This window comes from Actinomycetota bacterium (assembly GCA_035640355.1).
In the GTDB taxonomy this organism is placed as follows: domain Bacteria; phylum Actinomycetota; class UBA4738; order UBA4738; family HRBIN12; genus CALGFI01.
Map to the genome: position 1 here is coordinate 135,913 of DASQWI010000009.1, position 26,104 is coordinate 162,016.

Annotated in this window: 24 protein-coding genes and 1 pseudogene; 13 read left to right on the forward strand and 12 right to left on the reverse strand. The window is 66.8% G+C overall.

Translation table 11 applies throughout. From position 1 onward, the window contains the following. Window positions 1–15: 15 nt before the first annotated feature. Window positions 16–1,179, reverse strand: a complete 1,164-nt coding sequence (locus VFA08_05105) for an extracellular solute-binding protein (protein HYZ12969.1) — start codon at window positions 1,177–1,179, stop codon at window positions 16–18. A gap of 105 nt (window positions 1,180–1,284) precedes the next feature. On the opposite strand from VFA08_05105, the gene VFA08_05110 reads away from it, so the two are divergent. From VFA08_05110 to VFA08_05120, 3 genes are read left to right on the forward strand one after another with little or no spacing between them, the layout of a single operon-like run. Continuing rightward, window positions 1,285–1,833 (forward strand): hypothetical protein, encoded by a 549-nt coding sequence (locus tag VFA08_05110; protein HYZ12970.1) that lies wholly within the window; start codon window positions 1,285–1,287, stop codon window positions 1,831–1,833. Beyond that, entirely contained in the window at window positions 1,826–1,933 is a 108-nt protein-coding gene (locus tag VFA08_05115) for a hypothetical protein (GenBank protein HYZ12971.1), read from the forward strand. Before VFA08_05110 ends, VFA08_05115 begins: the two co-directional genes overlap by 8 nt. 20 nt (window positions 1,934–1,953) lie before the next feature. After that, window positions 1,954–2,658 (forward strand): SMP-30/gluconolactonase/LRE family protein, encoded by a 705-nt coding sequence (locus VFA08_05120; protein HYZ12972.1) that lies wholly within the window; start codon window positions 1,954–1,956, stop codon window positions 2,656–2,658. On the opposite strand, the gene VFA08_05125 is transcribed toward VFA08_05120, so the two are convergent. Genes VFA08_05125 through VFA08_05150 form a run of 6 tightly spaced genes read right to left on the reverse strand, consistent with a single transcriptional unit; the run spans window position 2,643 to window position 7,265 of the window. Further along, window positions 2,643–3,038 carry a VOC family protein gene (locus tag VFA08_05125; protein HYZ12973.1) on the reverse strand — a complete coding sequence of 132 codons (396 nt, stop codon included), beginning with the start codon at window positions 3,036–3,038 and terminating at the stop codon, window positions 2,643–2,645. The genes VFA08_05120 and VFA08_05125 overlap by 16 nt on opposite strands. Window positions 3,039–3,052: 14 nt before the next feature. After that, window positions 3,053–3,787 (reverse strand): hypothetical protein, encoded by a 735-nt coding sequence (locus VFA08_05130; GenBank protein ID HYZ12974.1) that lies wholly within the window; start codon window positions 3,785–3,787, stop codon window positions 3,053–3,055. Beyond that, a complete protein-coding gene (locus VFA08_05135) occupies window positions 3,780–4,508 on the reverse strand; it encodes a ubiquinone/menaquinone biosynthesis methyltransferase (GenBank protein HYZ12975.1) in 729 nt (242 codons plus the stop codon). The genes VFA08_05130 and VFA08_05135 overlap by 8 nt, the downstream gene beginning before the upstream one ends. A 21-nt stretch (window positions 4,509–4,529) precedes the next feature. After that, entirely contained in the window at window positions 4,530–5,561 is a 1,032-nt protein-coding gene (locus VFA08_05140) for a molybdopterin-dependent oxidoreductase (protein HYZ12976.1), read from the reverse strand. Between the two features lie 32 nt (window positions 5,562–5,593). After that, window positions 5,594–6,373 (reverse strand): TIGR01458 family HAD-type hydrolase, encoded by a 780-nt coding sequence (locus VFA08_05145; protein HYZ12977.1) that lies wholly within the window; start codon window positions 6,371–6,373, stop codon window positions 5,594–5,596. 7 nt (window positions 6,374–6,380) lie between these two features. Beyond that, the gene (locus VFA08_05150) at window positions 6,381–7,265 is read right to left on the reverse strand and encodes an oxygenase MpaB family protein (protein ID HYZ12978.1); all 885 of its coding nucleotides are present in this window, start codon (window positions 7,263–7,265) and stop codon (window positions 6,381–6,383) included. 89 nt (window positions 7,266–7,354) lie between these two features. Here VFA08_05150 and VFA08_05155 point away from each other — a divergent pair, with 89 nt between their 5' ends. Continuing rightward, window positions 7,355–8,029: a DUF5317 domain-containing protein gene (locus tag VFA08_05155; GenBank protein HYZ12979.1), complete on the forward strand. Its 675-nt coding sequence runs from the start codon at window positions 7,355–7,357 to the stop codon at window positions 8,027–8,029. Window positions 8,030–8,072: 43 nt separating this feature from the next. Here the strand turns inward: VFA08_05155 and VFA08_05160 are convergent. Both VFA08_05160 and VFA08_05165 read right to left on the reverse strand, forming a co-directional pair. Beyond that, window positions 8,073–9,218 (reverse strand): annotated as a pseudogene (locus VFA08_05160) (histidine kinase). A gap of 579 nt (window positions 9,219–9,797) precedes the next feature. After that, on the reverse strand, window positions 9,798–10,982 hold the full coding sequence (locus tag VFA08_05165) for an ATP-binding protein (GenBank protein HYZ12980.1): 1,185 nt from the start codon (window positions 10,980–10,982) through the stop codon (window positions 9,798–9,800). A 183-nt stretch (window positions 10,983–11,165) separates the two neighbouring features. Between VFA08_05165 and VFA08_05170 the strand changes: the two genes are divergently transcribed. The 5 genes from VFA08_05170 (at window position 11,166) to VFA08_05190 (ending at window position 15,593) form a co-directional block, all read left to right on the forward strand. Further along, window positions 11,166–11,846: a response regulator transcription factor gene (locus VFA08_05170; GenBank protein ID HYZ12981.1), complete on the forward strand. Its 681-nt coding sequence runs from the start codon at window positions 11,166–11,168 to the stop codon at window positions 11,844–11,846. Between the two features lie 93 nt (window positions 11,847–11,939). After that, a complete protein-coding gene (locus tag VFA08_05175) occupies window positions 11,940–13,235 on the forward strand; it encodes an ATP-binding protein (GenBank protein ID HYZ12982.1) in 1,296 nt (431 codons plus the stop codon). A 546-nt stretch (window positions 13,236–13,781) separates the two neighbouring features. Continuing rightward, on the forward strand, window positions 13,782–14,294 hold the full coding sequence (locus VFA08_05180) for a hypothetical protein (GenBank protein ID HYZ12983.1): 513 nt from the start codon (window positions 13,782–13,784) through the stop codon (window positions 14,292–14,294). 86 nt (window positions 14,295–14,380) lie between these two features. Beyond that, a complete protein-coding gene (locus VFA08_05185; GenBank protein ID HYZ12984.1) occupies window positions 14,381–14,683 on the forward strand; it encodes a PGPGW domain-containing protein in 303 nt (100 codons plus the stop codon). A gap of 10 nt (window positions 14,684–14,693) precedes the next feature. Then, a complete protein-coding gene (locus tag VFA08_05190; GenBank protein HYZ12985.1) occupies window positions 14,694–15,593 on the forward strand; it encodes a DUF72 domain-containing protein in 900 nt (299 codons plus the stop codon). 123 nt (window positions 15,594–15,716) lie between these two features. Here VFA08_05190 and VFA08_05195 read toward each other — a convergent pair whose 3' ends face one another. Continuing rightward, complete coding sequence (locus VFA08_05195; GenBank protein ID HYZ12986.1) at window positions 15,717–17,216, reverse strand: metallophosphoesterase family protein; 1,500 nt, start codon at window positions 17,214–17,216, stop codon at window positions 15,717–15,719. Window positions 17,217–17,265: 49 nt separating this feature from the next. Between VFA08_05195 and VFA08_05200 the strand changes: the two genes are divergently transcribed. The 3 genes from VFA08_05200 (at window position 17,266) to VFA08_05210 (ending at window position 24,576) form a co-directional block, all read left to right on the forward strand. Beyond that, on the forward strand, window positions 17,266–18,375 hold the full coding sequence (locus tag VFA08_05200; GenBank protein HYZ12987.1) for a site-2 protease family protein: 1,110 nt from the start codon (window positions 17,266–17,268) through the stop codon (window positions 18,373–18,375). A gap of 61 nt (window positions 18,376–18,436) precedes the next feature. Then, window positions 18,437–21,325, forward strand: coding sequence for an ATP-dependent DNA helicase (locus VFA08_05205; GenBank protein ID HYZ12988.1), 2,889 nt, complete (start codon window positions 18,437–18,439; stop codon window positions 21,323–21,325). Next, complete coding sequence (locus tag VFA08_05210; protein ID HYZ12989.1) at window positions 21,322–24,576, forward strand: ATP-dependent DNA helicase; 3,255 nt, start codon at window positions 21,322–21,324, stop codon at window positions 24,574–24,576. Before VFA08_05205 ends, VFA08_05210 begins: the two co-directional genes overlap by 4 nt. On the opposite strand, the gene VFA08_05215 is transcribed toward VFA08_05210, so the two are convergent. Both VFA08_05215 and VFA08_05220 read right to left on the reverse strand, forming a co-directional pair. Then, window positions 24,573–24,929, reverse strand: a complete 357-nt coding sequence (locus VFA08_05215; protein HYZ12990.1) for a hypothetical protein — start codon at window positions 24,927–24,929, stop codon at window positions 24,573–24,575. The two genes, VFA08_05210 and VFA08_05215, sit on opposite strands and share 4 nt — an antisense overlap. 8 nt (window positions 24,930–24,937) lie before the next feature. Continuing rightward, complete coding sequence (locus VFA08_05220; protein HYZ12991.1) at window positions 24,938–25,360, reverse strand: cyclic nucleotide-binding domain-containing protein; 423 nt, start codon at window positions 25,358–25,360, stop codon at window positions 24,938–24,940. A 93-nt stretch (window positions 25,361–25,453) separates the two neighbouring features. Between VFA08_05220 and VFA08_05225 the strand changes: the two genes are divergently transcribed. After that, the gene (locus tag VFA08_05225; GenBank protein HYZ12992.1) at window positions 25,454–26,101 is read left to right on the forward strand and encodes a Crp/Fnr family transcriptional regulator; all 648 of its coding nucleotides are present in this window, start codon (window positions 25,454–25,456) and stop codon (window positions 26,099–26,101) included. Window positions 26,102–26,104 lie beyond the last annotated feature (3 nt).

Sequence of the window (26,104 nt, forward strand, 5' to 3'; positions counted from 1 at the left end):
CAGCCGCCGGACGGATCAGGCGGCCAACACCTCCTGCCAGTACTGGTCGTAGACGTCCCGCCTGGGGATGTACGACTCGGGGATCGACCGCGGTGGCTCGAGGATGGACGGGTCGTCGAGGTACAGCGCCTCGACGACGCCCTCGGGCAGCTTCGACAGATCGATCTCCTCGTTCGTGTGGCCGTAGTAGTAGTAGGCCATCAGGAACTCTGCCGCCTTCTCGCTCGCCCACGAGTCCACGTACGCGTGCGAGTGGTGGTAGTTCTGCGTGTCGGCCGCGAGTCCCATGCCGCAGACCCACGTCACGAGCCCTTCCTTCGGCTCCATGTAGAGATAGTTCATGCCGCGGTTGGCCGCGTAGCCCACGGTGTCCGGCCACGCGTAGCCGATCCACACCTCTTCGGACTTGAAGGCCTGCCAGAAGTCGAACGATTGGTTCCACATGAACCGCACGAGGGGCTTCTTCGCGATGAGGAAGTCTCGCATCTCCCCGAGCTCGTCGTCGGTCATGTCGAACGGATCGGATACCTGGTGGTAGATCCCCGCGATGTAGAGCATGTTGACCGTATCGACCCACGAGATGCGACCGCCATACCGCTCGTCGAACAGGATCCCGAAGGACTGCTCGTTCGGCTCGACGTGATCGAGGTTCACCAGCGGCGCGATGAACCCCCAGTCCACCGGGACGAAGTATTGCTGACCGTCGACGACTCCCTGCTCCATGAGACTGGGGTTCAGCGCCGAGAAGTTTGGGATCAGCGAGGTGTCGAACGGCTGCACTAGCCCAGCGTCGACCCAATCCCGGTAGCGGTAGCCACACGGGTGGACGACATCGAACGACGTCCCCGAGACGGCCTTGGTGAACCCGGCGCTGTCGTTCTCGAACAGGATGAACTCGGGCGTGTCGCCCGTCTCGCGCTGGTACTGACTCCACAGGAACTGCTTCTCTTCCCGGGGGTAGTAGTCGCCGTTGCCGTAACCCGACCAGTCGAAGACCTGGAGGTTGCCCGGCTCTTCCTCGATCGAGGGACGCTCTCCGCCGGTGGCCCTTGGGCCGCCAGCGTCCTCCGCACGACGGCACGCGGCAAGAAGCGCAGCGCCCACGCCGCTCGCACCGGCAAGGCGGATGAACCCCCGGCGATTGAACCGTTCGGCCAACAGGCGATCCAAGTCCTGCATGCGCTCCCCCCTGACCAGCGGAATCGATCTCGAAGCCGCCGTATTATGCGCTGCGCGCCGCGACTCCGAAAGGTACGGGGAGGCACAACGCTCAGGGCACGCCTGGTGTACGGGGCGATCGTTCTGACACTGGCCGGGTGCGCCGGCTCGTCGCTGACACCTCCCGCCGAGCCGCCCTCCAACGTCGGGGGCCTGACGCCGACGACGACGACGCTCGTCACCGCCGAGGACGTGGCGGCGGAGGCCGTGGACGCGCAGGCGCTCTCCGGCATCCTTGACGTCGCCGGCTTCCAGGCCGGAGTCCGGCGCGCGTACGCCGGTGATGGTCGGGCGATCCGCCGCATAGACGTCGGTGTCTTCAGCTTCGACTCGAACGAGGGCGCGTCCACCTACCTCGCGTGGCTCCGAGCGAACGTCGCCGACCTCATCGGTGAGGTGCGGGGCCCGGACAAGACCCTCTTCGGCGACGTTCCGCTGGTCGTGCACCTACCCGACGGCTGCTGTCCTCGCGAACCGGCGGTCGCACTCGCGGCGTGGAGCCGGGGGCCGCAGGTCGTCCGCGTCCTGGTCGCCGGCGCGGCGGCGGACGGCCGGAAGGCGATTCGTCTTATTCGTGAGGTCCACAGCTCGACGTTTCCGAAATCCGATGCTTGAAGCGTTCGTGACCATCGCGACCGACCTCGACCATCCCGAATGTGTGGCCCTTGGGCCCGACGGCGCCCTCTACGCAGGTGGCGAAGCCGGCCAGATCTAAGGATCGACGGCGACGGGTCCGTGCGCGAGCTCGCCTCCACCGGCGGCTTCATCTACGGCGTGACGCTCGACCGCTCGGGGAACGTCTACGCGTGCGACTACGGAAACGCATCCGTGAAACGCATCTCGCCGAACGGAGACGTGACGACGTACACACCGGGAACGCCCGACCGGCCCATGCGGGTCCCGAACTTCGCAGCCTTCGACGATGCCGGATGGCTCTACGTCACGGACTCGGGCGAATGGGGAGACGACGACGGGGTCATCTATCGCGTGGCCCCCGGCGGTTCGACGACGTTGTGGACGGACCTCGCGCCGCGGTTTCCGAACGGCTGCTGCCTCGATCGAGACGGCTCCGCGCTCCTCGTCGTCGAGTCGCACGGCCGAGTGATCGTTCGGATCCCCATCGAGGACGACGGCGCGGCCGGTAAGCCGGTCGATATCGCGGACCTCACCGGCTCACAGCCGGACGGGCTCGCGCTCGCCGAGGACGGATCGATGTTCGTCGGCTGTTACCGGCCCGATCGCATCTACCGCGTGCAGCCCGACGGCAGCGCTGACGTCATCGCCGAGGATCCCGATGGAGTGGTCCTCAACCAGCCGACGAACCTCGCCTTTGCAGGCGACGATCTCCAGCGGCTGGTCGTCTCGAGTCTCGGGGGCTGGAGCCTCGTCGCGGCGAACGCCGGCATACGGGGGCTTCCCCTCCGCTACCCGACCACCTGAGACAGAGGCCGTTCGGCCATGAGGGCCAGGTTGTTCCCCTCTGGATCCGTGAAGAACGCCATCCAGAGCTCGGACGATTCCGTCTTGTTGATCAGGTGCGGCGCCCCCCGGAACGAGACACCTCGCTCGCGAAGCTCTGCGTATGCGGCGTCGATATCTTCGACGCTGAAATAGATCGTCGATCTCGAGCGGAACTCCTCGCTCTCCGGCACGCCGAGGTACAGGCGAACGCCGTCGCAGTCGAAGAAGGCCATCTGCTGGCCCGGAACGGCAAACAGGAACGAGACTCCCAGAACGTCTCGGTAGAAGGTGACCGAGCGGTCGACGTCGGCCACGCTGAGATGGATCTGTCCGATCTTGCCGAGGCCCTTGAACGCCACTGCAATCCCCCCTCTTAGGACAGGCGGGCGACGACGAGCGCGGTCGCAATAAGGGGCATCGCGAGCGAAAGCCACCGCAACGCTCGCTCGGGCGCGTCACGGATGGCCGACGCGTCGATCCGCTCGCGCGTGCCGTCGTTGAGCTCGACCTCGCCGCTGACGCCGACGACGTTCCGTCGAAGGCGACGAACGGGCGTCGACAGCGTTCGTTGCGCCGCCGAGATCGCTGCACACGACGCGGCCGCCAGCACCGCTTCGACACGGACCACCGCCGTTTGCGCGAAGTAGGCGGTTAGCACCGGGAACGCGCCCCAGGCCAGCGCGAACCACAGGTCCGAGTGGACCACTCCCCCGAACAGCTCCATGTTGTACGCGACGACGAGGAACGCGCCGGCCGCGATGAACGCCCACAGCCACGGCGAGACCTCGATCACTCCATGCACACCGAACGCGATCGCCCCACCCAGGCCGACGACGGCGATGGCGATCAGGACGCCGCCGGGGATGCGGGTTCGAAGCGGCCGCCCGTTGAGCTCGTCCAGGGCGTGGGCTGCCAGGCCCATCGCCAAGAAGAAGGCTGCGAGCGTCTCCAGGAGCCACCCGACGTGGAGGTCGGGAGCCAGCGCGGCCCCGATCGCGACGTACGAAAGGTGCCACACCGTGTACGGCGGATGCAGGAGCGACCAATAGTCGCGCCACCCGCCTGAGGGGAGCACGTAGAACGCGGGGCGTTGTCGAACATCAGTCATCGGTGAGCGGGTTGGCCTTGATCCCCCACGTTACGATGGCCGATCCCAGCGTCAGCTGCTTCGTTCGAACGCGCCGGATCCCGGCCTCCTGCCACATCCGCACCTGAACCGGAACCGGATAGCGCCGGTAGAACTCGCTGATGCTCGGGCCGAGGAACCGTCCCGTCCGATACCACGCGTTCGATACCGCGCCGCCGATCAGCGGGAGCGCGCCGCGCGTGTACGCGAACCAACCCGCCTGCACCCAGGAGTCCTGCGGCACGTGGAACTCGAGCGAGGCCATCACACTTCCCGGTCGGAGGACGCGGGCGAGCTCGCGAAGGGTCGCGGCCGGGTCATCGACGTAGCGGAGCAGGTACGTGAACGTGAGCGCGTCGAACGTCTCGTCCGGGAACGGCAGGGTCTGCGCCTGTGCCAGCACGAACCGAATGCGTTCGGCGAGGCCGTCACGTCGAACCGCGGCTTGGCCGCGCCTGAGCATCGCCGGGCTTTGATCGGCTCCCACGACACGGACGTTCCTCGCCGCGAGCTCGCGCGCGACGAGTCCGGTTCCCGTCGCCACGTCGAGCACCCATGAGCCCGGGATCGCGTTCACCCGCGAGACGAGAAACCGGCGCCATGAGGGATCTCGTCCGAAGGACAACACCGAGCCCATGCGGTCGTACTCGGGCGCGATGCCGGCGAAGAGCGCTCGCGCATGGCGCGTGCGTTCCGGGTCCATGAGGCGACGAGCCTACGACGTTCACGTGAGCGGGAACGGTGACTGCCACCACCAGGGCGTAGAGCTCACCTCGATGCGCTCGACCCACTTCACCCACCAGAACCCACGGCGCCCCGGCGCCACGAGTCGCAGTGGATGGCCGTGGCCCGGCGAGAGCATCTCATCGCCAACTCGCGTGGCCAGCCACATGTCGTGAACGTCTGCGATCGGGAAACGACGCGCGTATCCGGTAGCGGAGACCACGAGCACGCTGCGAACCTCCTCATGGGTCCCCTCGATCAGACGGTCGATACGGACGCCGGACCAGATCTGTTCGGCGAACCACCCTCCCGTGCAGTCGAGCGTGGTCCGTACCCGATCGTCGAACGCGTCGAGCTCCTCGAACGACAACGCGCTGCCCACGCCGTCGTTCTCGACGGCGCGAACGGCGAGCCGCCACGTCGACGAATCGATGACCGGAACCTCGTCGTCGAGCCACTGGGTCACGGGCATCTCGTCGGGCTCGAACGATCCACGCTCGTACGAACCGGTGAACCGCCGCTCCGAACCCCGCAGACCGGCAATCCGCACCAGGCCCTCCATGGCGCCGAGCGTCGCCACCGAACCGCCAGCAAGCGCCGCTCCCCGGATGAGCGCCCGCCGCGACAGGTCAGTTCGTCGCGGCCGGACCGGACGGGCAACGACGTGCCACACGATCAGCGGGATCGAGACCAGGGCGGAGCCCACATGGACCTGCATCGCGAGCGTGCCCGTCCACACTCCCGCCGAGTGCGCCACGCCGGATGCGACGACCACGATGACCAGACCTGCGAGCGAGACGGACGCGGCGGCTCCTGAGCGTTCCCTGCGTAGGCCGCGAGCCGAGATCGCCGCCTTCCACGGCGACAGGAGCACGAACGCGAGACCGGCCGCGCCGTGAGCGGCGAAGGCCCACCAGGCCCATGCGGAGCCGATGGCGAACGCGAGCGCGCCGGTCCCGATCGCGAAGACCAGAACAACCAGGAGCGCGAGGTTCGTCTTTCGACCGGCCCGAACGCGTTCGAGAGGGGCCACCCACCGAGCCTATGCCCGGCGCCCTCGAAGGGTTAGCTACTCGGCGCGATGAGATCCAGAACGCGCGCGATCGAGTCGATCGTGAAGTCGGGCTTGCGATCCGACCGATCGAGCACGTCCTGCCGGAACTTTCCCGACCTGACGAGCACGCCGATCAAGCCGGCATCCTGCGCGCCGATGACGTCACTCTCGAGATCATCGCCGACCATCGCCGTTCGCTCGGCCGACGCTCCGAGCCCGTCGAGCGCCGACATGAAGTACTCCCGCGCCGGCTTGCCACACACGACGGCGCGCGATCCCGTCGCGGCCTCGAGCGCGGCGACGTACGCACCGCCGTCGAGCTGCAACCCTTCGTTCGTTCGCCAGTACATGTTCCGATGCATCGCGACGAGCGATGCGCCGTCCGTGAGCATTCGGAACACGCGATTCATCGTCGAGTAGTCGAACCCTTCATACGCGCCTCCGAGCACCACGACATCCGCCTCGTCATCGACCACGTCGACCCCTTCGAGATCGGAGCGCGCGTCGCCGTCGGAGAGCACGAACACGCGGGCCCCGGGATGCGCCATCCGCAGATACGAGCCAGTCGCCACCACTGCAGTGACGATCTCGTTCGCCGAGACCGCGATCCCCGCGTCGGCGAGCGTCTTCGCGAGCGCCCCTCGCGTGTGCGTCGTCGTGTTCGTGATGAGCCGGAACGGAACGTCGTTCTTCCGGAGCCAAGAGATCGTCTCGACGGCGCCGGGCAACGGCTCCCAGGAAGTGACGAGCACGCCGTCGATGTCGAGGAGGACTGCCTCGACGTTCTGCATCGCAGACCTAACCCCGGAGGCTTCTCGTCCGGTCGAGGCGGATCCCGGCGCGCTCGCGTGAACGAGCTACGAGGCTCGGTTCCAGCCCTCGGCGCCGCAGCAGCCACTCCTGATACGGCGCGATGTACCGGAACTTCGGAGGGAGCAGGGGCCGCACCGCTCGCATCGCAGGGAAAGCGACGCGCATCGCCGCGCGGCGTGCCACCGTCAGCTCGATCCCGTACATCGTGCGTACTGTCGGCGGGAGCGTGCCGAACGCGAGTCTCGAGACGAGCCTCAGCACCGGGCGCCATTCCGCCTCCCTGGGAGGGTCGTGGAACAGGGCTGCGACGCGTTCGGCAGCGTCGGTCACGCGAAGGGTGCCCGACGCTTCGACCTCGCGAAGGTATTCGCGGAGCTCCGGCACGGTACGGGGAATCGCCTCGCGTGGGACGAGGAGCATCTCCGCGGCCAACATCTGCTCTTCGTGGAATCGCTGCCTTCCTTCGTCGTCGAGGCTGCCGACCGTCAGCCGTTCGTATAGCAAGGCGCTCTCGACCAGCGACGCATGGACATAGATCAGGAGCTGCGGGTCGAGGGCGTCGTACGGGCGACCCGTGACCTCGTCGACGCCCTTGACGCGTGAGTGAACCTCGTTGATCGCGTCGGCGGCGGCCTTGGCTTCGGCCTTCGTGCCGAACGTGATCGTGTAGGTGAGCAGCAGCGTGCGCTCCAGCCGACGCCACGGGTTCCGTTCATAGAATCGCGACTCGCGAGCTCCGGCGATGACCAGCGGGTGCGCCGCTTGCATCAGCAGAGCTCGCGCCCCGCCGAACAGCACGGTGACCTCACGGTGAACCTGCCACGAGACGGAATCTGGACCGAAGTACCCGAGGTCGTTTGATCCGCCCATCGGCCCACGGTAGCAGCGGTGTGCAGGTTGCTGGACACGCTGGGCGCGCTCGTGCGACGATCGGCCGCCCTCCGGGAGCCCTTCAACAGATGATTCTTTTCGTCGTCGTCGTCGGCTTGGCAGTTGTTCTCGGGTACCTCCTTGGCGGGCGCCTGAGCGCCTTCGAGAACCTCCGATTGCGATGGTGGGGACTGATCGTCGTCGGCCTGGCCATCCAGTTCATGCCATTGCCGGAAGGTGATGGCGGAACCGATCTCGTCGTGCGGACTGCAGCCCTCGCCGTCTCGTACACGCTGATCGTGGCGTTCGCGATCGCAAACGTTCGAGTGCCGGGGATGCCGCTCATCCTGATCGGGGTCGCCGCGAACTTCGCGGTCATCGTCGCCAATGGTGGGATGCCGGTGAGCGAGTCGGCTCTGATCAACTCGGGGCACGGGAACGACGTCGGTCAACTGCAACAGGAGGGCTTGGAAAAGCATCACCTGATGGACGACGACGACGTGCTCACGTTCCTGGCGGACGTCATCGGAATACCGAATCCGATCGGTCAGGCCATCAGCATCGGCGACGTGTTCGTGTATCTCGGGGTGACGTGGCTGACTGTCGCGGCTATGCGGGGACGGACTCCGTCGACCCCGAAGGAGCGGGGACCGTATCGGGGGCGGCACCGTCGCGGCTCGGCGCGGGTGGTTGATCTTGAGGTTGAGCACCCGGGCCCTGTGGAGCGTCTGGCTGGAGCCACAGGGTCGGGAACCGGACCTTGATGGTCGCGCCCTCGCCGGGCGCGCTCGACATCTCGAACGTTCCACCACCGACGGTGGCTCGCTCGCGCATCATCGTCAGGCCGAAATGCCCTTCGGGTTCAGGAGCGTCGACGTCGAAGCCGCCCCCGTCGTCACGGAGAAGCATCTCGACCTCGTCTCCGTGCTGCCTGACGGTGATCCACATGTTGTTGGCATGGGCGTGTTTCAGCGAGTTCATGACCGCCTCGCGTCCGATGTGATACATGAGCAGGGCGATCGGCGCCGGGAGCTCCACCTCGTCGATGTCGGCCGCGTGGAACCGAACGTCGGAGTTGTCGCCACTCACCTCCGCGATGAAGCTCCGGAGCGCTTCCGCCAGACCAGCGCGACCGAGCGGAGAACGGTGCAGGTCTCGAATCAGCGCGCGGATTCGGTCGGATGTACGGTTCTTGGTGTCCTTGATTTCTGCGAGCTGCTTCTCGACCTCGTCGATCTTGCCGCTCGAAACGTGACGCCGCGCCACGTCCACCTGGATCGATAGTCGGAATAGGAGCTGGGCGAGATCGTCGTGTAGGTACGACGCGATCTGCATCCTCTCGTCTTGGCGTTCCTCGGCCATCCGGTTCGACAGCGCGCGAAGGACGTGTTCTCGGTCTTGGAGCTCCTTGTGCGCTTCCTCGAGCGCTTTGCTGCGGAAGAACATCTGCCGCGCGAGAAGCAGAGGGATCACGAGAGCTGGAAGACTCCAGAAGACGATCTCTTCAACTATAAGAATCCTAGCCAAGATAACGCCGAACACAGACAGAAATAGGTAGCTGATGACGAATTCGCTCAAACGCCCTACGCGCAGCTCTCGAACTACTCGCAGCGGAGGCATCCGATAAAGGAAGCTCGCACCAAGTGTGACGAGCGAAGCATTCACGACATAGTCGGCAACCGCGGCTACCCCCGCAGCGCCAAGAAGGGCGAACGCGTTCGAATACGCCACGCCGTCTGCGATGAGTGCATGGAACGTCAGGCTAGCGGCGCCTACAGCCAGGGCGACTTGAGAACGATTGAACAGCGCATGTAGAAAATCGACTTCGCGGCGCAACTCTCGCGGATCCGACGCGGCGATGAATGCTGCAGCTGCTGCGACTGGAGGGTGGAACAGGAAGGCCACGACCATTAACAGAGGAAAGCCCATGGCTATGTGGGTTCCGCGCCACATCGGAACCGGAATCAACTCGACGAGAGCGACAATGAGGACTAAGGCGACCAGCTTCGCCCACTCGTCTGGTTTGAGGTCTGGCGGCTCCTGCAAGAGTGCGAGGCTCAATAAGGCAACGGTCGGAGTGACGACCCCAACGTAGAAAGCAATAAGTCCCCATGCCGTCGGAGCGGAGGCCGCCCCTTGTCTCGCTTGCGACAACCCTCGCCTCCCCACAGAACGTTTTGCTGCCGTCACATATTGACCCTTCTTGTCGCGCCGGCAACCACCACCTGGCCTGGTCGAATGCCGCTCAGATTCCTACAACGAATCCTGTAGGTAGCACGGAGGGCTTGTCGGCCACATGGGGTCCCCCGATAGTTCATGCGGCGTCCCCCGATCGGGGTGGCGCCGTGAGTTGGGGGTAGGTCAGGGGTCTCGGCTCCGCGAGGGGGTGGATGGGGATGAAGCTGATCAAGCGGCTCGCGATCGCGATCGGCTCGCTAGCGGCGCTTGCGCTGGCTGGCGGCGCCCACATGCGCCTCTAGCCCCGATCGCAAGGAATCGGGCTTCCGTAGGCTCCGAGCATTGGCTCGGAGCCTACGTTTTCGTATCGGCTGAAGGGAGCCGCACAGAAATCCGCGTCCCCATCCCGACTGCGCTATCAACCTGAAGAGCTCCACCGGCGAGCTCAATGCGTTCGCGAATCAACGCAAGACCAAAGTGCCGACTTGCGTCCACCAGGTGCGGCGAAAAGCCCGACCCGTTGTCATCAACGTCCAGTCGGATGTCGTCGCCATCCTGCCGTAGCGCGACCTTGATTCGCGAGGCGCCCGAGTACCTCATCGCGTTTCTTAAGGCCTCACGTGCAATTTGGTAGACGAGAAGCTCAACGACGGGCTTGCCTCTAACCTCCTCGATCTCGGTCTCAAACGAAACGGTAGATCTGCCTTCAAAGTCGCGCACCAACAGCTGAAGTGTGTGAGCAAGTCCTCCAGCGCCGAGCGGTGAATGACGAAGGTCTCGAATCACCGATCGCACTGTGTTGCTGGCGTCATCGGTAGCCCGAAGCAATTCGGGGAGGTCATCCTCCATCGCAAGAAGTTGGCCAGTCGACATCTCTTGCCTAAGGACTTGACCTAGTAGGTGAACCTTGAAAAGCGGAGGGAGGACGTCGTCATGTAGGCCTGACGCGACGGCAAGTCGCTCATCGCGCCTCTCGTCAGCGATTCGGTCGGTCGCTTCCTGAAGTGCGCGGCCTTGAATGCCCAGCCTCCTCTCCGCGCTATACAGACTCTGTCCTTGCTGGAAAGCCTCTCTGGCGAGAAGGATTGGCATGGCAAACAGGGCCAGGCCCCACGGTCCAACCGCGATGTACACCTCGGCAAGCAAGAGACTCTGAAAGCCAAACGCTGCATAGGCCATGACAGGGCCGAGGCGGAGCCTCGAAAGTGACGTCGAAGGCGTCACGTGATCATTCAGTGCCATTACAGCCGTTACAAGCCCCAAATTGATAACACTGTCGACAGCCACAGCAAGCAATGCTCCCGCGGCCGCGAGGGGCAACGCATTCAAATCGGGACTGACAAATGAGAAAACAGCTGTGGATGCCATGACACTGAGCGAAATCTGCGCCCGGTTGAACAAAGCTCGCTCAATAGAGATCTCGCCTCGAAATTCCCGGACGTCGACGTAACCGGCGAAAGCAACTATGCCTGCCGCGACGGGACCAAATATGTATCCGGCGGCCAAAACGACAAGATCAACTGCGGTGACTGCTAGCATCGCAAGACGCAACTCCAGTGAATGACTGGGCCTCTGCGATCGGCGGGGAAGTCTCTTTCGGGCGCCTGCGGAGCTCGTCGTAACAGACACGCAAGACCCCCTCTCGGAAACCTGGCGAATCATGGTGAGGGCTGATACCGACGGTCAAGACAGACAAAACGGCCATAGCATCGGTTCGTGAAGCTGCGCATCCTCGTCGTCGAAGACGAGAAGTCGATATCCGAGCCGCTCGCTGAAGGTCTCGGGCGCGAGGGGTTCGACACGGAGGTCGCCGCGACCCTCGAGTCGGCCAGGCAGGGGTGGCGACGCGCCCCCGATCTGATCCTGCTCGACGTCATGCTTCCCGACGGCGACGGCCGCGACCTCGCACGCGAGATCCGACGGGAGTCGGACGTGCCCATCATCATCCTCACCGCTCGCGGCGAGGAGATCGATCGCGTCGTCGGCCTCGAGCTCGGAGCGGACGATTACGTCGTCAAGCCGTTCTCCATGCGCGAGCTCACCGCTCGGATCCGAGCGATCCTGCGCCGCGGCCGGTCATCCGAACCACGCACACCGATCCAGATCGGCGAGATCCGACTCGACCCGGCGTCTCGAACGGTGACCAAGGATGGCCAACCGGTCGAGCTCGCCGCGAAGGAGTTCGATCTGCTCCAGATGCTGATGGCGAACGCGGGCCACGTTTTGCGCCGCGAGCAGATCATGGACGAGGTGTGGGACCCCCACTGGTTCGGCCCGACCAAGACGCTCGACGTGCACGTCTCGTGGCTGCGAAAGAAGATCGAGGACGATCCGGCGGTCCCGCGTTACATCACTACGGTTCGAGGCGTCGGCTTCCGGTTCCTGTCGCCGGAAGACTCGTAGGAGGTACGAACCACGAGGGTCCGAACGCGTCTGGTCCTCGCCTTCGCCTACATCCTCATCGTCGTCATCATCGGCCTCGGAGTCCCGCTCACCGTGAACCTTCAGCGACGCGCCGCTGCCGAGCTCGAGACGAACGCGCTCGTCACCGCGCAAGGCATAGCCGCGGCAATCGACCCGAGCCGGATCGATCGGACGGACGAGATGACCGAGCTCGTGCGCGACGCTGCGGCCAGGGCCAATGTTCGCGTGATCGTCGTCGACTCCGCCGGCATCGTGAGCGGCGACTCCGATGGCATCGCGGTCGGCGAGATGTACGCGGAACGCGGACGTCCGGAGATTCTTCGAGCGCTCGACGGGCAGCCGGAGTCGATCATCCGGATGAGCCAGGACCTGGGCCGAGACATCATGGCTACTGCCGTTCCCGTCGTCGACGAGGACGAGCAGCGGGTCGTCGGCGCGGTGCGGATCACGCAAGACGTCCAACAGGTGAGCGACAATGTTCGGCGGACGACGCTTGGCTTGCTCGCAATCGGCGCCGCTGGCCTGGTTGCCGGATTGATCCTCGCGTTCGGCCTGGCCGGTTCGCTGTCACGACCGCTGACCAAGCTCGCGGGAGCCGCTCGGAGGCTTGGATCGGGCGACCTCAGTGCGAGGACGGAGCTCGCGGGCGGCGCGAGCGAGATCGAAGAGTTGGCGCGGGCCTTCGACGAGATGGCGGACCGGCTCGAGCGAACCGTTCGCGCGCAGCGCGAGTTCGTGGCGAACGCGTCGCATCAGCTCAGGACGCCGCTCACCGGGATGAAGCTTCGTCTCGAGTCCGCCATCGCCGAGGCCGAGGACGACGCCGTCAAGAGGCGACTTCAAGCGGCAGAACGCGAGGTCGACCGGCTCTCCAAGATCGTCGCGCGACTCCTGGTGACGGCAGCGGCCGTCGAGGAGGGGCGGCCAACGCGCGTCGACCTGGACGACGCGATCGAGCGCGCCGTGGCCCGATGGGAGGAACGGGCGACGCGAGCGAGTGCGACGCTCGCCGCGACCGGCAACGCGGGCAGCGCGGAAGGGAACCCATCGGATGTCGACCAGATCCTCGACAACCTGCTCGACAACGCGATCTCATATGCGCCGGGAGACGTGATGATCGAGGCTGGACACCACAACACGTCCGCGTTCGTCGCCGTCGAGGACCGGGGTCCGGGTATCCGCGCGGAAGACGTCGCTCGGGTGACAGAGCGTTTCTACCGAGGGGGAGACGCTCCGCGCGGCGGTTCCGGACTGGGGCTGGCGATCGCAAGCGATCTAGCGGAGAAGTGGGGCGGTTCGATCGAGGTGACGAGTGAGGTCGGCCGGGGCACGCGCGTAGAGGTACGCCTCCGATCGCTGAAGACCTGACCCGCTTTACCTGGTCTTATCCAGCGCGTCGGTACCGTGGGGATCGTGAACAAGCGGATCCTCGTGTCCGTCGCCTGGGCCGTCGCCGGATTTGCGGTTGCAGTCGGAGTGATGGCCTGGGCGTTCGCGCTCGCGGGACAAGAAATCTCCGAACCGGCGACGCCGTCCCTCTTCTCGCTCTCCCCGACGCCGGACGAAGGGATTGACCGGTCGCCCTCGCCGACGCCCGACACGCCGACGCCTACGCCGTCTGAGCGCGACGACGACAACTCGGGGCCAGGCGCGGGTTCCGACGACAACTCGGGCCCGGGGTCGGACGACTCGGCTTTGGACAATTCCGGTCCCGGCTCCGACAACTCCGGACCCGGATCCGACAACTCGGGCTCGGGGTCGAGCAGTTCCGGTTCCGGTTCGAGTGGTTCGAGCGATCGCGACGACGACTAACCCGAATCCTTCACCTCTCCTTATCTCTCCTCTGGCCCGCCGGTAACGCTCTGCTTCCTACCGTTGAGACGTCGATCTGACGACCGACCAAAGGAGGTAGAGATGAGGAACGCGTTCCGGATCGCGTTGGTGATTGGCGCGATCGTGATCGTTGCCGCACTCGGGCTGACGGCGTTCGCCAGCGGCTCGAGCCCCACGCTGAGCTCGACTCCCACCTCGACGACGTCGCCCTCGGACGACGGTCCGTTCGACATCTCGGGGAACTGCGACGAACCTGAGCACTTCAACGACCCCGAGTGCGAGGGCATCACGCCCGGAGTAGGGAATGATGCGGACGACGATCGTGCCGACGACGATGTGGATGGGGTCGTCGCCGACGACGTGAACGACGACGACGCCGACGTGGATGGCATCGGAGATGACGACGCCGATGACGATGGCGATGTCGACGACAACTCCGGTCCGAGCGCGAACTCCGGACCTGGGAGTGTCGACGATGACGACGCCGACGTGGACAACTCTGGGCGTGGAAACGGCGATGACGACGCTGGCGCCGACGATTCCGGCTCGGGCAACGGAGACCATGACAACTCTGGTTCCGGCGGCGACGACTGACGCCGCTGAGCGTTGATGCAGTCGTGCGGCCGCGCCGTTCGGCGCGGCCGCATCACTTCGTACGAGCTCGCCAGTAGCATGGCTCCATGCCGCGGATCGCGCAATGGGTGTGGTTCCCGTTCGACGTAACGATCCGGTTCATCGCACGGAACGGCAAGCGGATCGCGGTCAGCGTCGTCGGGCTCCTCTTGCTCGCCGTCGGCCTCGCGTTGCTCGTCCTTCCCGGTCCAGGTCTCCTGCTGATCATCGCCGGGCTAGCCGTATTGGCGACGGAGTACGTCTGGGCGCAGCGCGCGCTCAACTACGCGAAACAGCGAGCCGAGCAGACGAAGAACAAGGTCCTACGGAGGAAACCGTCGCCCGACGCGACCATCGTCGGCGACGAGTAACGTCAGTCCTATGGGTCGGATCCTCATCGGAACGGCGAGTTGGACGGACCGAACCCTGATCAAGGATGGCCACTTCTACCCGTCCGAAGTCAGGAGCGCCGAGGCGCGGCTTCGTTACTATGCCGAGCAGTTCCCCATCGTGGAGGTTGACTCCACCTACTACTTCCCGCCCAGCGAGAAGAACTCGGTGCTGTGGATCGAGCGGACGCCGAAGGACTTCACGTTCAACGTCAAGGCGTACTCCCTGCTCACGAACCACCCCACCAGGCCCGACTCGCTGTATAAGGATCTCGAGCTGCCGGAGGAACTCGCGGACAAGAAGAACCTCTATCGCGAGCAACTCCCCGACACGGTCGTCGACGAGGTGTGGCAGCGGTTCCGTGACGCGCTGATGCCACTCCACTCCGCGGGCAAGCTCGGCGCGGTCCTGTTCCAGTACCCGCAATGGTTCGTGATCGGGCGCAAGAACAAGGACTACATCCTCGAGTGCGCCGAGCGCCTGAAGGAGTTCCGCATCGCCGTCGAATTCCGTCACAAGACCTGGCTCGAGGAGCGCAACGTCGACGAGACGCTGTCCTTCCTTTCCGATCACGACCTGCCGTACGTCTCCGTCGACATGCCGCAGGGGTTCGACTCGAGCCTGCCGCCGATCGCCGCGGCGACCGCCGATGACATGGCGATGGTCCGATTCCACGGCCGCGATCGGAAGGCATGGGCCAAGAAGAACGTCAGCGCGTCCGAGCGCTTCCGCTACGAGTACTCGGAGGCCGAGTTGAACGAGTGGGTCCCGAAGATCAAGGACGTCTCTGGGCAGGTGCGCGAGACGCACGTATTGATGAACAACTGCTACCGCGACTTCGCGGTCAACAACGCGCGCCAGCTGGGCGATCTGCTCGACCTCGAGGAGTAGGTCCGGCCCGGCCCCGCGGGCGCGCCCGCGTGGAAGGGAGGGTAGGCCGGGCCGGACGATCGCGACCGGAGTGCCTCCGGGTCTACGAACCAGGGTAACAGCGGACGGTTCTTAGGCCGCCGCCTAGGACGGCGACGTCGTCGCGGTCGTTCCGCCCGTCGGCACGGTATCCCCGGTCGCGCCGGTCACCGGCGCCGGCGTCGGCGTCAACACGAGCTCGCCGTACTCCTCCGACACGGTGATCCGCTGCACGGTGAGGCTTGCCGACTCCGGGTCCTGCTCTATGACGTCGTACGCGATGAGCTCGGGCGATACACCGCGGGAGAAATAGAGAACCTCGGCGCTGAACGGGACGTCGGCGAGGTCACGGAAGACACCCGCGCCCGACGCGCCCGTCGTCCCGACGCGCAGATAGAGCGTTCCGTTCACGACGAGAGCGCGCGTCTCGTGGAAGTGCCCTGAGACGACCACCGGGACGAGTCCTGCGACTGTCTCCGCCATCCGGTCGTCGTGGACGGCGACGACCTCTACCGGGTCGGTCGCCGCCTCCACGTCCGTGGCGATCCGCGGGCCGACGGATCGCGCGAGCGCCGCAAACTCCTCGGCGTCGACGGGGATGCCACGCGCCGGCGTGAACGCCGGGTGCCCGAGCCCATAGATCGTCAGCCCCTCGATGGTCACGGCGCGCCCGTCGAGCACGAAGGCGTTCTGAAGGCGCGCGATCGCCGTCTGTAGGCCGATCGAGTCATGATTCCCGCGAACGAACAGGTACGGCCGCCCGAACTCCGGGATCCGAGACACGATGAGGTTCTCGACGGGGGTCGCGAACGACGTGATGTCGCCCGTGTCGAGCACTAGGTCCACGTCGAACCCGAGGGCGACCTCGCGCGCGAAGTCCATTCCGAGCGGCGACGCGTGGATGTCGGAGATGTGAAGCACGCGGATCGCGTCCTCGCCGACGGGCGTCTCCTGCAGCGTCGAGTAGGCCCGAACTGTTCCGTCGACGATCTGCTCGAGCCCGGCACGAAGGTCCTCGATCCTGTCGGTCGCCTGGCGCACCGGACCGATCAGGCGCGGCGCGAGCGCGAGCGTTCCCGAGTACGTCGGCTCGGTGAACGCCGCGGGTCGGAACGTCACGAGGAGGAGTACCTCGCACGCCGCCACACTGAGCACTGCCGAGATCAGTGCCGTCGTCACGAGCCGCCATTTCGTGCGGAACACGAGGCCACCTACGACGGCCGCTCCGACCCCAGACAGCACAAGCAAGCGCCACACGAGCGTTTGCACGCGGTCCAGGGCGTCGCGTTGGATCTGCGTGACGAGTCCGTCGATGCCCACGTCGTTCACGACGCGAGTGAGGCGCTCGACGCCGACATCGCTGAGCGTCGCAGTGATCGAGATCGGAGATGTGTGTGTGTCGGCGGTCAGTGCGCCGAATGGCGGCAGCTCGAGTCTCGTCACTCCGAAACCGAACCCGCCGTCGAGGGCGACGCGGAACGGTCCCATCGGCACCGTCGTTCGCGCCAGGAGCGCCATCCCGATCCACGCCCCGATCAGGCCGACCGCCGCGGCGCCCGCGATCGCGCCGATACGATGGATGCGACGCCGGCGCCGTTCGTTCATCCGGGACACTGTCGCACAGCGTTTGCGCGTGCTCGGGTACCCTCGGTGGATGTTCGGACGTTCGTTCCGCATCGCCACGATCGGCGGCATCCCCGTCAACGTGGACTCGTCGTGGATCTGGATCGCGGTCATCGCCGTGTACTCGCTGTGGACCCGATTCGAGCGCAGTTACCCCGGGCTCGGCGACGGTCAGGCGATCGCGTACGCGCTCGTCGCGGCGGCGCTGTTCTTCGGGTCGGTCTTCCTGCACGAGGTCGCGCACGCCGTGACCGCCCGCCTCGCGGGCATCCGCGTCGAGGGCATCACGCTCGTTTTCTTCGGTGGGTTCACCGCCGCGCGTTCGGAGGAGCGCGGCCCCGGCCCAGCTTTCGCGATCGCGCTCCTCGGGCCCCTGACGAGTCTCACGCTCGGCGGTCTGTTCTGGGCCGCGTCGAGTGCCGACGACGGGGGCGGTCCGCTCTCGACCATGTTCGGGTACGTCGGCTACATCAACCTGTTCATGGCGATCTTCAACGTCCTTCCTGGATTGCCCCTCGACGGCGGACGCGTCCTGCAGGCCGTGGTGTGGGGCGCCACGCGGAACCGAGCGACCGGCACGCGCATCGCCGCGAAGGCCGGGCTAGGTGTCGGAATCCTCTTGTTCGTCGCCGCGGCCTATGAGATCTCGCGACAGAACGTCTTCTCCGCGATCTGGCTCGGGCTGATCGGGCTGTTCATCTTCCAAGGCGCACGTGCGTCGGAGCAGCAGGCCGGGGTGGCGGATCGGCTCGCCGCGGCGACCGTCGCCGACGCGATGGATCCGCCGCCGCCCGCCGTTCCTGCGGACATGACGCTGTCGGAGACGCTCGATCGGTTCCTGCGCGGCCGCGAGGGCGACGTCTTCCCCGTCATCGAAGTAGGTGGACGAGTGATCGGCGTCATCTCGTTCGATTCGGCGCGCGCGATCGGCTCGGTCGACCCGCTCAGGCCCGCGCGCGATGCCGTGGTGCCGCTCGAGCACGTCGCAGTCCTCGGACCCGATGAGCGCCTCGACCAGGCCGCATCACGCCTCGGCTCGACGAATTCCGCACTGGTGCTGCGCGACGGGACGCTCGTCGGTTCCCTCACCGGCGGGGCGGTGTACCGCTGGGTTCGATCGCACGCCCGCTCGACGTCGTAGTTCGCCAATACCAGCCGATCGCGGAAAGGCTGTCGGTGACCGGCGGTACCATCGCGCCGCGATGGCCCCCTACTCGCCAGATGCCCAGCAGCAGTGCGTCCTCGAACACGCCTCAGGACCGCTGCTCGTCACAGGTGGGTTCGGCTGCGGCAAGACGTGGGTCCTTCGCGAACGGTTCCTGAACCTGATCGCGCGCGGCGCGGATCCTGACCGTGTCGCGCTCGTCGTCGGATCCCGCCACGCGCGAGACGAAGCCCGTCGCGAGCTGTTGTCACGACTACCGGGATCGCTTCCCAGCCTGCGCGTCGTCACCGTCCACGGGCTCGCCTATCAGGTCGCGAGCGAGCGCTACCGGGACCTCAAATACGAGACGCCGCCGACGATCCTCGCCGCGGCCGAACAATTCGGGAAGGTCCAGGAGTTGCTCGCAGGTGAGGACCCCGCCGAGTGGCCGGCGTACGGCCGCCTGCTCCAACTGCGCGGCTTCGCCGACGAGGTTCGCCAGTTCGTCCTCCGCGCTCAGGAAGCGCTCCTCGGTCCGGACGAGATCGAGGCCGCTGCCGCCGAGCGTTCGCTCGGCGGATGGCCGGAGCTCGCGCGCTTTCTTCGTCGCTACCTGCACCAGCTCGACGTCGAATCGGCCGTCGACTTCGCCGGACTCGTCGAGCAGGCGGCCGTCGCGGCCGAGATCGGCGACTCGTTGTTCGACCACGTCCTCGTCGATGACTACCAGGACGCGACGTTCGCGGCCGAACGGCTCCTCGTGGCGCTCCGCCCGGCGAGCATCGTCGTCGCCGGGAACGCCGGCGCGCACGTCTTCTCGTTCCAGGGAACGAGCGTCGTGCCGCTCGAGCGATTCCACGAACGATTCCCGAACGCGGTCCGCGTGGAGTTGTCGACCGATCACCGTGGTCGCGGCATGGTTCGCGAAGCGTGGTTCGCCGCGCACACGTCCGAAGAGCACGAGTCGGTGGCCCGCGAGCTCCGTCGGATCCACGTCGACGACGGCGTTCCGTGGCGTGAGCTGTGCGTCGTCGTACGCCGTCAGAGCACGCGTCTCGGCGCGCTGCTCCGCGCCCTCGACGACGCGGGCGTGCCGAGGCACGTCCCCGAGAGCGGACTTGCCCTTGCCGCGGAGCCCGCGACGGTTCCGTTCGCGCTCGCGCTGCGGTGGATCGCCCGGCCGGCCGAGCGCGACGTGTTGGTCGAACCCGTACTGACGTCGGAGCTCGGAGGGCTCTCACCCGCTGAGGCCCGAATGGTCCTTCGCGCCACCCGCGCGTCGGCACGTCCGCCCGCCGAGGCACTCTCGTTCGCGGCGACCTTGGAGGAACCCGAGCGGACGAATCTCGAGCACGCACGGTCGGTTCTCGCGGATGCCGAACGTGCCGCCTCGTCCGTGATCGAGGCGTTCAGGATCTTGTGGGAACGGCTTCCGTACTCGCGCCGGCTCGTCGACGACGGCGACGACCGTGCGCGACGCCACCTCGACGCAGTCGTCGCCTTCGCCAAGGCGATCGAACGCATCGGTGGGTCGGCCGACGCATCCGTCGCGGCGTTCGTCGACCTTCTCGACGCCGGCGAGGGCGGACCCGGGCTCGCGGGGATCGGCGATCCGCACGCCGACGCCGTCCAGGTGCTCACCGCGCACGGAACGACCGGGGCGGAGTTCGACACGGTCGTCGTGGTCGGAGCGGTCGAGGGCGACTTCCCGAGCGCCTCTCGACCCGAGCCGATGTTCGACCTCACGTCGCTCGAACGGACGTGGACGAGGTCGGAACGCATGCGCGCCCGCCTCGCCGACGAACGCCGGCTGTTCCGATCCGTCGTCGGTCGAGCCGGGCGCCGTGTCCTTCTCACCGCAAGCGATCCGGCAGCCGGCCAGGAGGGTGCGAGGTCACGCTTCGTCGTGGAAGCGGGCATCGAGTGGTCGCCGGCGCCGGCCGTCGCGCGTGAGCCCGTCTCGGTTCGAGAGGCAACGGCCGTGTGGCGCCGAACGCTCGGGGACATGACGGCTCCGGGAATCGAGCGCCTGGCGGCGCTCGACGGCCTCCTCGCCCTCGGAGTGGACCCGACTCGCTGGTGGTTCCAGCGCGACTGGACCGATACCGGCCGTCCCCTCCACGAAACGCTCCGCCTGTCGTTCTCCCGTCTGGAGAAGCTCGAGAACTGCGACCTGCAGTTCGTCCTGGGCGAAGAGCTCGGTCTATCGCGGCGTGGCGGACATCATGCCTGGGTAGGCAAGCTCGTCCACCAGCTGATCGAGCAGTGCGAGAAGGGGGAGATCGAGCGGAACCTCGAGGCGCTCGTCGCCGAGCTCGACCGGCGGTGGGACGAGAGCCGGTTCCCGTCGAAAGCGGTGAGCGCGGCGTTCCGCAAGCTCGCCGTGGAACGCATGCTGCCGAACTGGGTCGACAACTACGGCCGCCTCGCTGCCGACGCGACCGAGGTCGAGTTCACCTTCGGGTTCGAAGATGCCGTCCTGAAGGGCAAGATCGACCGCATCGGCCCACACGAGCAGGGGTACCGCATCACCGACTTCAAGACCGGCAAGCCCGAGAAGGCGCCCAAGGCTGCCGAGAGCCTCCAGCTCGGCATCTATTACCTCGGCGTGATGCTCTCGCCGGAGCTCGAGCGGTACCGGCCCGTTCGCGCCGTGGACCTCTCCTTCCTCCGCGGCGACTGGCGAAGCGGCCAGATACCGCCGCACGCGTGGCCGGTGTCGCCGGCAGGCGAAGACGAGTACCAGGCACGGATGCGCGAACGCCTCTCGGAGCTCATCACCCGCATCCGGGAGCTCGACGACTCGGGCACGTACCGTCCGAACCCCGCGGCCGACTGCTTCTTCTGCGACTTCAAGTCGCTGTGCTCGCTGTACCCGGAAGGTCAACCCGTCTTTCCGGTTCCCGAAACGGAACGCGCTCCCGCGCAAGGAGTCGCGACGACGTGACACGCACGGAACACGACCTGATCCCGCGCGAGATCGTCGAGTTCATCGGCGCGGAGCCGACGCACGAACAGTGGCGCGCCATCTCGTGGCCGCTCGAGCCGTGCGTCGTCGTTGCCGGCGCCGGTTCGGGCAAGACGTCGGTGATGGCCGCGCGCGTGATCTGGCTCGCGCTCCGGTACGCCGAGAGCGACGGAACCGATGGGGCACTCCCCGGCAACGTGCTGTGCCTCACGTTCACGAACAAGGCCACGGAGAACCTCGTCTTCCGGATCCGCAAGGCGCTCTCGACGCTGCAGCTGGAGGAGGGTGAGGAACCCGAGGTCACCAACTACCACGGGTTCGCTCAGCAGCTGCTCGAACGCTACGGCATGCTCGACGGCATCGAGCCGGGCCAGCGCGTGCTGACGCCGGCACAGCGAGTCGAGCTGTGCTCGCGTGTGCTCGATCTATTGCCGTTCGAACACTTGTCGAGCGAGTGGCAGCCCACGATCGTCGGCAACATCCTCGACCTGGCCGACCAGGCGCAGAATCACCTTGTCGAGCCCCACGAGATCGTCGAGTTCAACGAGGAACGGCTCGAAGCACTGTCCCAGCACCGTTCCGATCGCGCCTACCGGGCGGCGCAGGAACGCGTCGAGCTCGCGAACGCCGTCGAGCGGTTCCAGGAACTGAAGCGGGAGCTCGGCGTGATCGATTTCGGAGACCAGATCGCGCTCGCCGCCGGCGTCGTCCGGAACCATCCCGAGGTCGGCGAGGAGTACCGGCGGCGCTTCTCGGCCGTTCTGCTCGACGAGTACCAGGACACGAATGTCGCGCAGGCACGACTGCTCGAAGGTGTCTTCTCGGCGGGGCACCCGGTCACGGCGGTCGGTGACCCCGACCAGAACATCTACGCGTGGCGCGGTGCCAGCCTCTACAACCTGCTCGAGTTCCCCACTCGCTTCCGAAAGGCCGACGGCGCCCCCGCGGAGAAGCTGCCGCTGTACACGAACTTCCGGTCCGGTCGCCGGATCCTGGAGACGGCAGACACGCTGATCGCGCCGCTTCCGCATCACCAGCGACCCGACCCGGGGAAGCGACTCGACCCGTGGCCGGAGAACGGAGACGGGCGCGTCGAGATCACTCGCCATCGCGACGAGGTGACGGAGGCGCACGCGATCGCCGGCCGGATCCTCGAGCTCCACGACGCGGGGGTTGCGTGGCGTCAGTTCGCGATCCTGTGTCGTTCGTCGCGGCTGTTCCCCACGATGCAGCGGGTTCTCTCCGAAGCCGGGGTGCAGTTCGAGATCGTGGGGCTCGCGGGTCTGCTCCGGACCCCCGAGGTCGTCGAGGTGCTCGCGTACGCGCGCGCGGTGGCCAGTCCGCTCGGGAGCGTCGCGCTCGGGCGGGTCCTGCTCGGACCTCGGTACCGAGTGGGGTTTCGAGACCTGGCCCGCGTCGCCGCGTGGGCCAAGGGGAAGACTTACGAGCTCCGCGACGAGGACGAGGACCTCTCGGAGGACATCCCGTTCCTCGTCTCCGAGGCGCTGGATCACCTGGACGAGGTCACGGAGCTGTCCAACGAGGGGCGTTCCAGGTTGGAGGAGTTCCGGGACGAGTTGGCGACGCTCCGGGTTGAGGCACGACGCCCGGTCGGCGAGTTCCTCGCCGAGGTGATCCGCCGGATCGGCCTGCTCCAGGAGCTCGACGCGTCGCCGGACGTGGCGATGGCGACGTCTCGCAGACGGAACCTCGCCGCGTTCCTCGACGAGGTGCATGCGTTCTCACCCCTCGAGGGCGAGCTGACGTTGCAACGCCTCCTCGACTACGTCGAGACGGTCGAAGCGGGTGAGCGAGAGGAGTGGTCTCCGGTTCAGCCCTCGGACGACGACTCGGTGAAGGTCATGACGATCCACGTCGCGAAGGGCCTGGAGTTCGACACGGTGTTCGTGCCGGGACTGGCGAAGGGAATGCTTCCGAACGACCGGATCCAGCACAACCCGGCCGAGCGCGCCAGGTCGCTCGACTTCGAGCTCCGTGGCGACTCGATCATCCTGCCGCGCTACGACGGCAATCTGTCGAAGTTCAAGGAAGAGCTGCGCCGGCAAGAGACGATCGAGGAACGGCGCACGTGCTACGTCGCGCTGACGCGTGCGCGCCGGAACCTGTTCGTTTCCGGCGCGCACTGGTACGGCGAGACGCAGAAGCCGAAGGAGCCCGGAGCCTTCCTCGAGGAGCTGTGCGACTGGGGCGAACTGTCGGGGATCGCGTCGGTGGATCGAGGACCCCACGTCGACGACGAGAACCCGCTCGCCGGCTATCGGCAGGCGTTCGTGCGGGACTGGCCGGGCACTGCTCGCCCACAGCCGGCGGAGCCGCTTTTTGCCGATGGATGGCGCCGCGCCGCGATCGACGCAGCGGAGGTCGGTTCGGTGCCGCCATCGCTGCTCGACGCGCTCCATCCCGACGAGCGGGGACGGTTCGCCGAGCTCTCAGCGGAACGGCGTAGCCTCGCATCGCACCTCGTCGAGATGGAGGCCCGCGTGCAGGTGGAACGGCCGCTCCCGGCGACGATCTCGGTCGGTGGGATCGTCGACTACGGGCGGTGCCCGAAGCGCTACTACTGGAGCAGCGTTCGGCCGCTCCCTCGGTTCGCCGGCCCGGCCGCGCGCATCGGAAGCGAGATCCATCGGTGGATCGAACTCCACTCGCACGGTCAAGGATCGCTCCTCGAGGACGATGACGGCCCCGACCTGACCGTGGAGGAGCTCGCGGGCCGGCCGGGACGCATCGAGGACCTTCGCCGAGCGTTCCTGTCGAGCAGGTTCGCGTCGATGGTGCCGCGGTTCGTGGAGCGTTCGTTCCTGCTCCCGATCACCGGGTTCGTCGTCGCGGGACGGATCGACGCGATCTACGGCGCGGACGACGACGGGCCGTGGGAGGTCGTCGACTACAAGACGGGCAAGCGTCCGCGCGACGACGATCCACTCGCGCGTGTGCAGCTCGACGTGTACGCCCTCGCCTGCATCGACGTGTGGCGCAAGCGCCCGGAAGATCTTCGGCTCACGTACCTGTACCTGTCGAGCGGCGAGGAGGCGTCGTACGTCGTCGACGACATCGTCGGCGTCCGCGACCGCGTGCGCGCGTGGTTGGGCGGGATCGCCGAAGGGCAGTTCGAGCCGACGCCGGGCGAGCAGTGCCGGTGGTGCGACTTCCAGACGTTCTGCGACCCGGGCACGGCGTGGGTCGCGGCGAACGCGAGCGACGACTAGGAAGACGCCAGGCGCTCGGCCTGCTCGCGGAACCGCCGGTAGTTCGCTGCTGGATCCCAGCCGTTACGAACATCCTCAGCGACGAACCGCACGGATAGCCCGAGCGCCTCGACCCGAGCGATCATCGCCGCGCGGAACCACTCGAGCGAGTCGGGCTGAAGAACGGACTCGCCACTCGACCCCTGCGGGAGTAGCGACGGATCTCGAGCCACGACCGGCGTTCGACGCAGCAGTTCGTCGAGCCCCCCGACGTCGGTGGCCGCGACGTCGAGCGTCGATCCACCACCGCGCGACCAGCGCCCCGTGGCAAGCACGCGGTCCACTTCATCCGGGCGGTAGATCTCGGCGCGCACGGAGAAGCTCAGCCCGCGGCGGGGCGTTCGAGACGGCGAAGCATCGACGCCGCGTGGTTCAGGAGCCGAACTGCGACCGCGGGTTCGCCCCGAACGGTCTTCAGGAACGAGCTACGTGAGAGCGTGAGCGTGGTCAGGTGCGTCTCGGCCACGACGGTCGCCGTGCGCGGTCCGCCGTCGAGGAGGGAGATCTCGCCGAAGTACTCGCCCGGCAACAGGCGACTGAGCACGCGGCCGCTCGGTCCGAGGACCTTCGCCTCGCCTTCCAGGATCACGAAGAAGGCGTCGCCGGAGTCGCCCTGCCGGACGACCTTCGCGCCCTCCATGAAGCGGCGCTCCTCGGTGAGGTCACTGAGGCGCTTCAGGTGCCTGGGCGGAAGTCCCGCGAAGAGCGGCACCTGCGCGAGCGCGTCGCGTTCTCGCCTCCCCACTTCGCCTCCTCCCCTCGACCGGGAGCCTACCGCGACCAGGCGTTCGGACGCTGGGGCCCTGGAATGTCGGTGGCACGGGATAGCGTCCCGGCGATGACGTTTCGCGACGATATTCGCGGTGCTTCGTGGGCCGGCCGTCCCTGGCGCCTGGAACACGGCCACGTGATCACGCGCCAGGGGGACATCGGCGAGACGCTCTACCTGGTCACGGCGGGCGCGGTTCGGCTGGCGTCCGTGACGGCTGACGGCCGCGAGGTCGTTGTGGCGCTGCTTGGCACGGGCGACATGTTCGGCGAGGGTGCGCTGCTCGAACGGCCCTCGCCAGTCGAGGCCCGCGCGGTCGGGCTGGCCGACGTCGTGGCGATCCCCGTGCCGTTGCTCGGCGAGATCGTCGAGCACCGTCCCGCAATCGCACAGCAACTGTTGCGGCTCGCCGCGTCGCGGCTGCACCGGACGTCCCGTGCGCTCGAGCAGGCTCTCGTCGAGGACGTCCCGACGCGGGTATCGCGGCGTCTGCGCGATCTTGCGGAGGAACACGGAACCCGCGGCGACAACGGCGTCACGATCGGCGTCCCGTTGACGCAGGAAGAGCTGGGCAGGATGGTTGGCGCATCGCGTGAGACGGTGAACCGGACGCTCCGAGGGCTGACCGCGCGCGGTCTGATTCGAACGTACGAGCACACAGTCGTCATCCCGGATCCGAAAGCGCTCGAACCCGAACCTGAGCCCGTATCGTCCTGACGG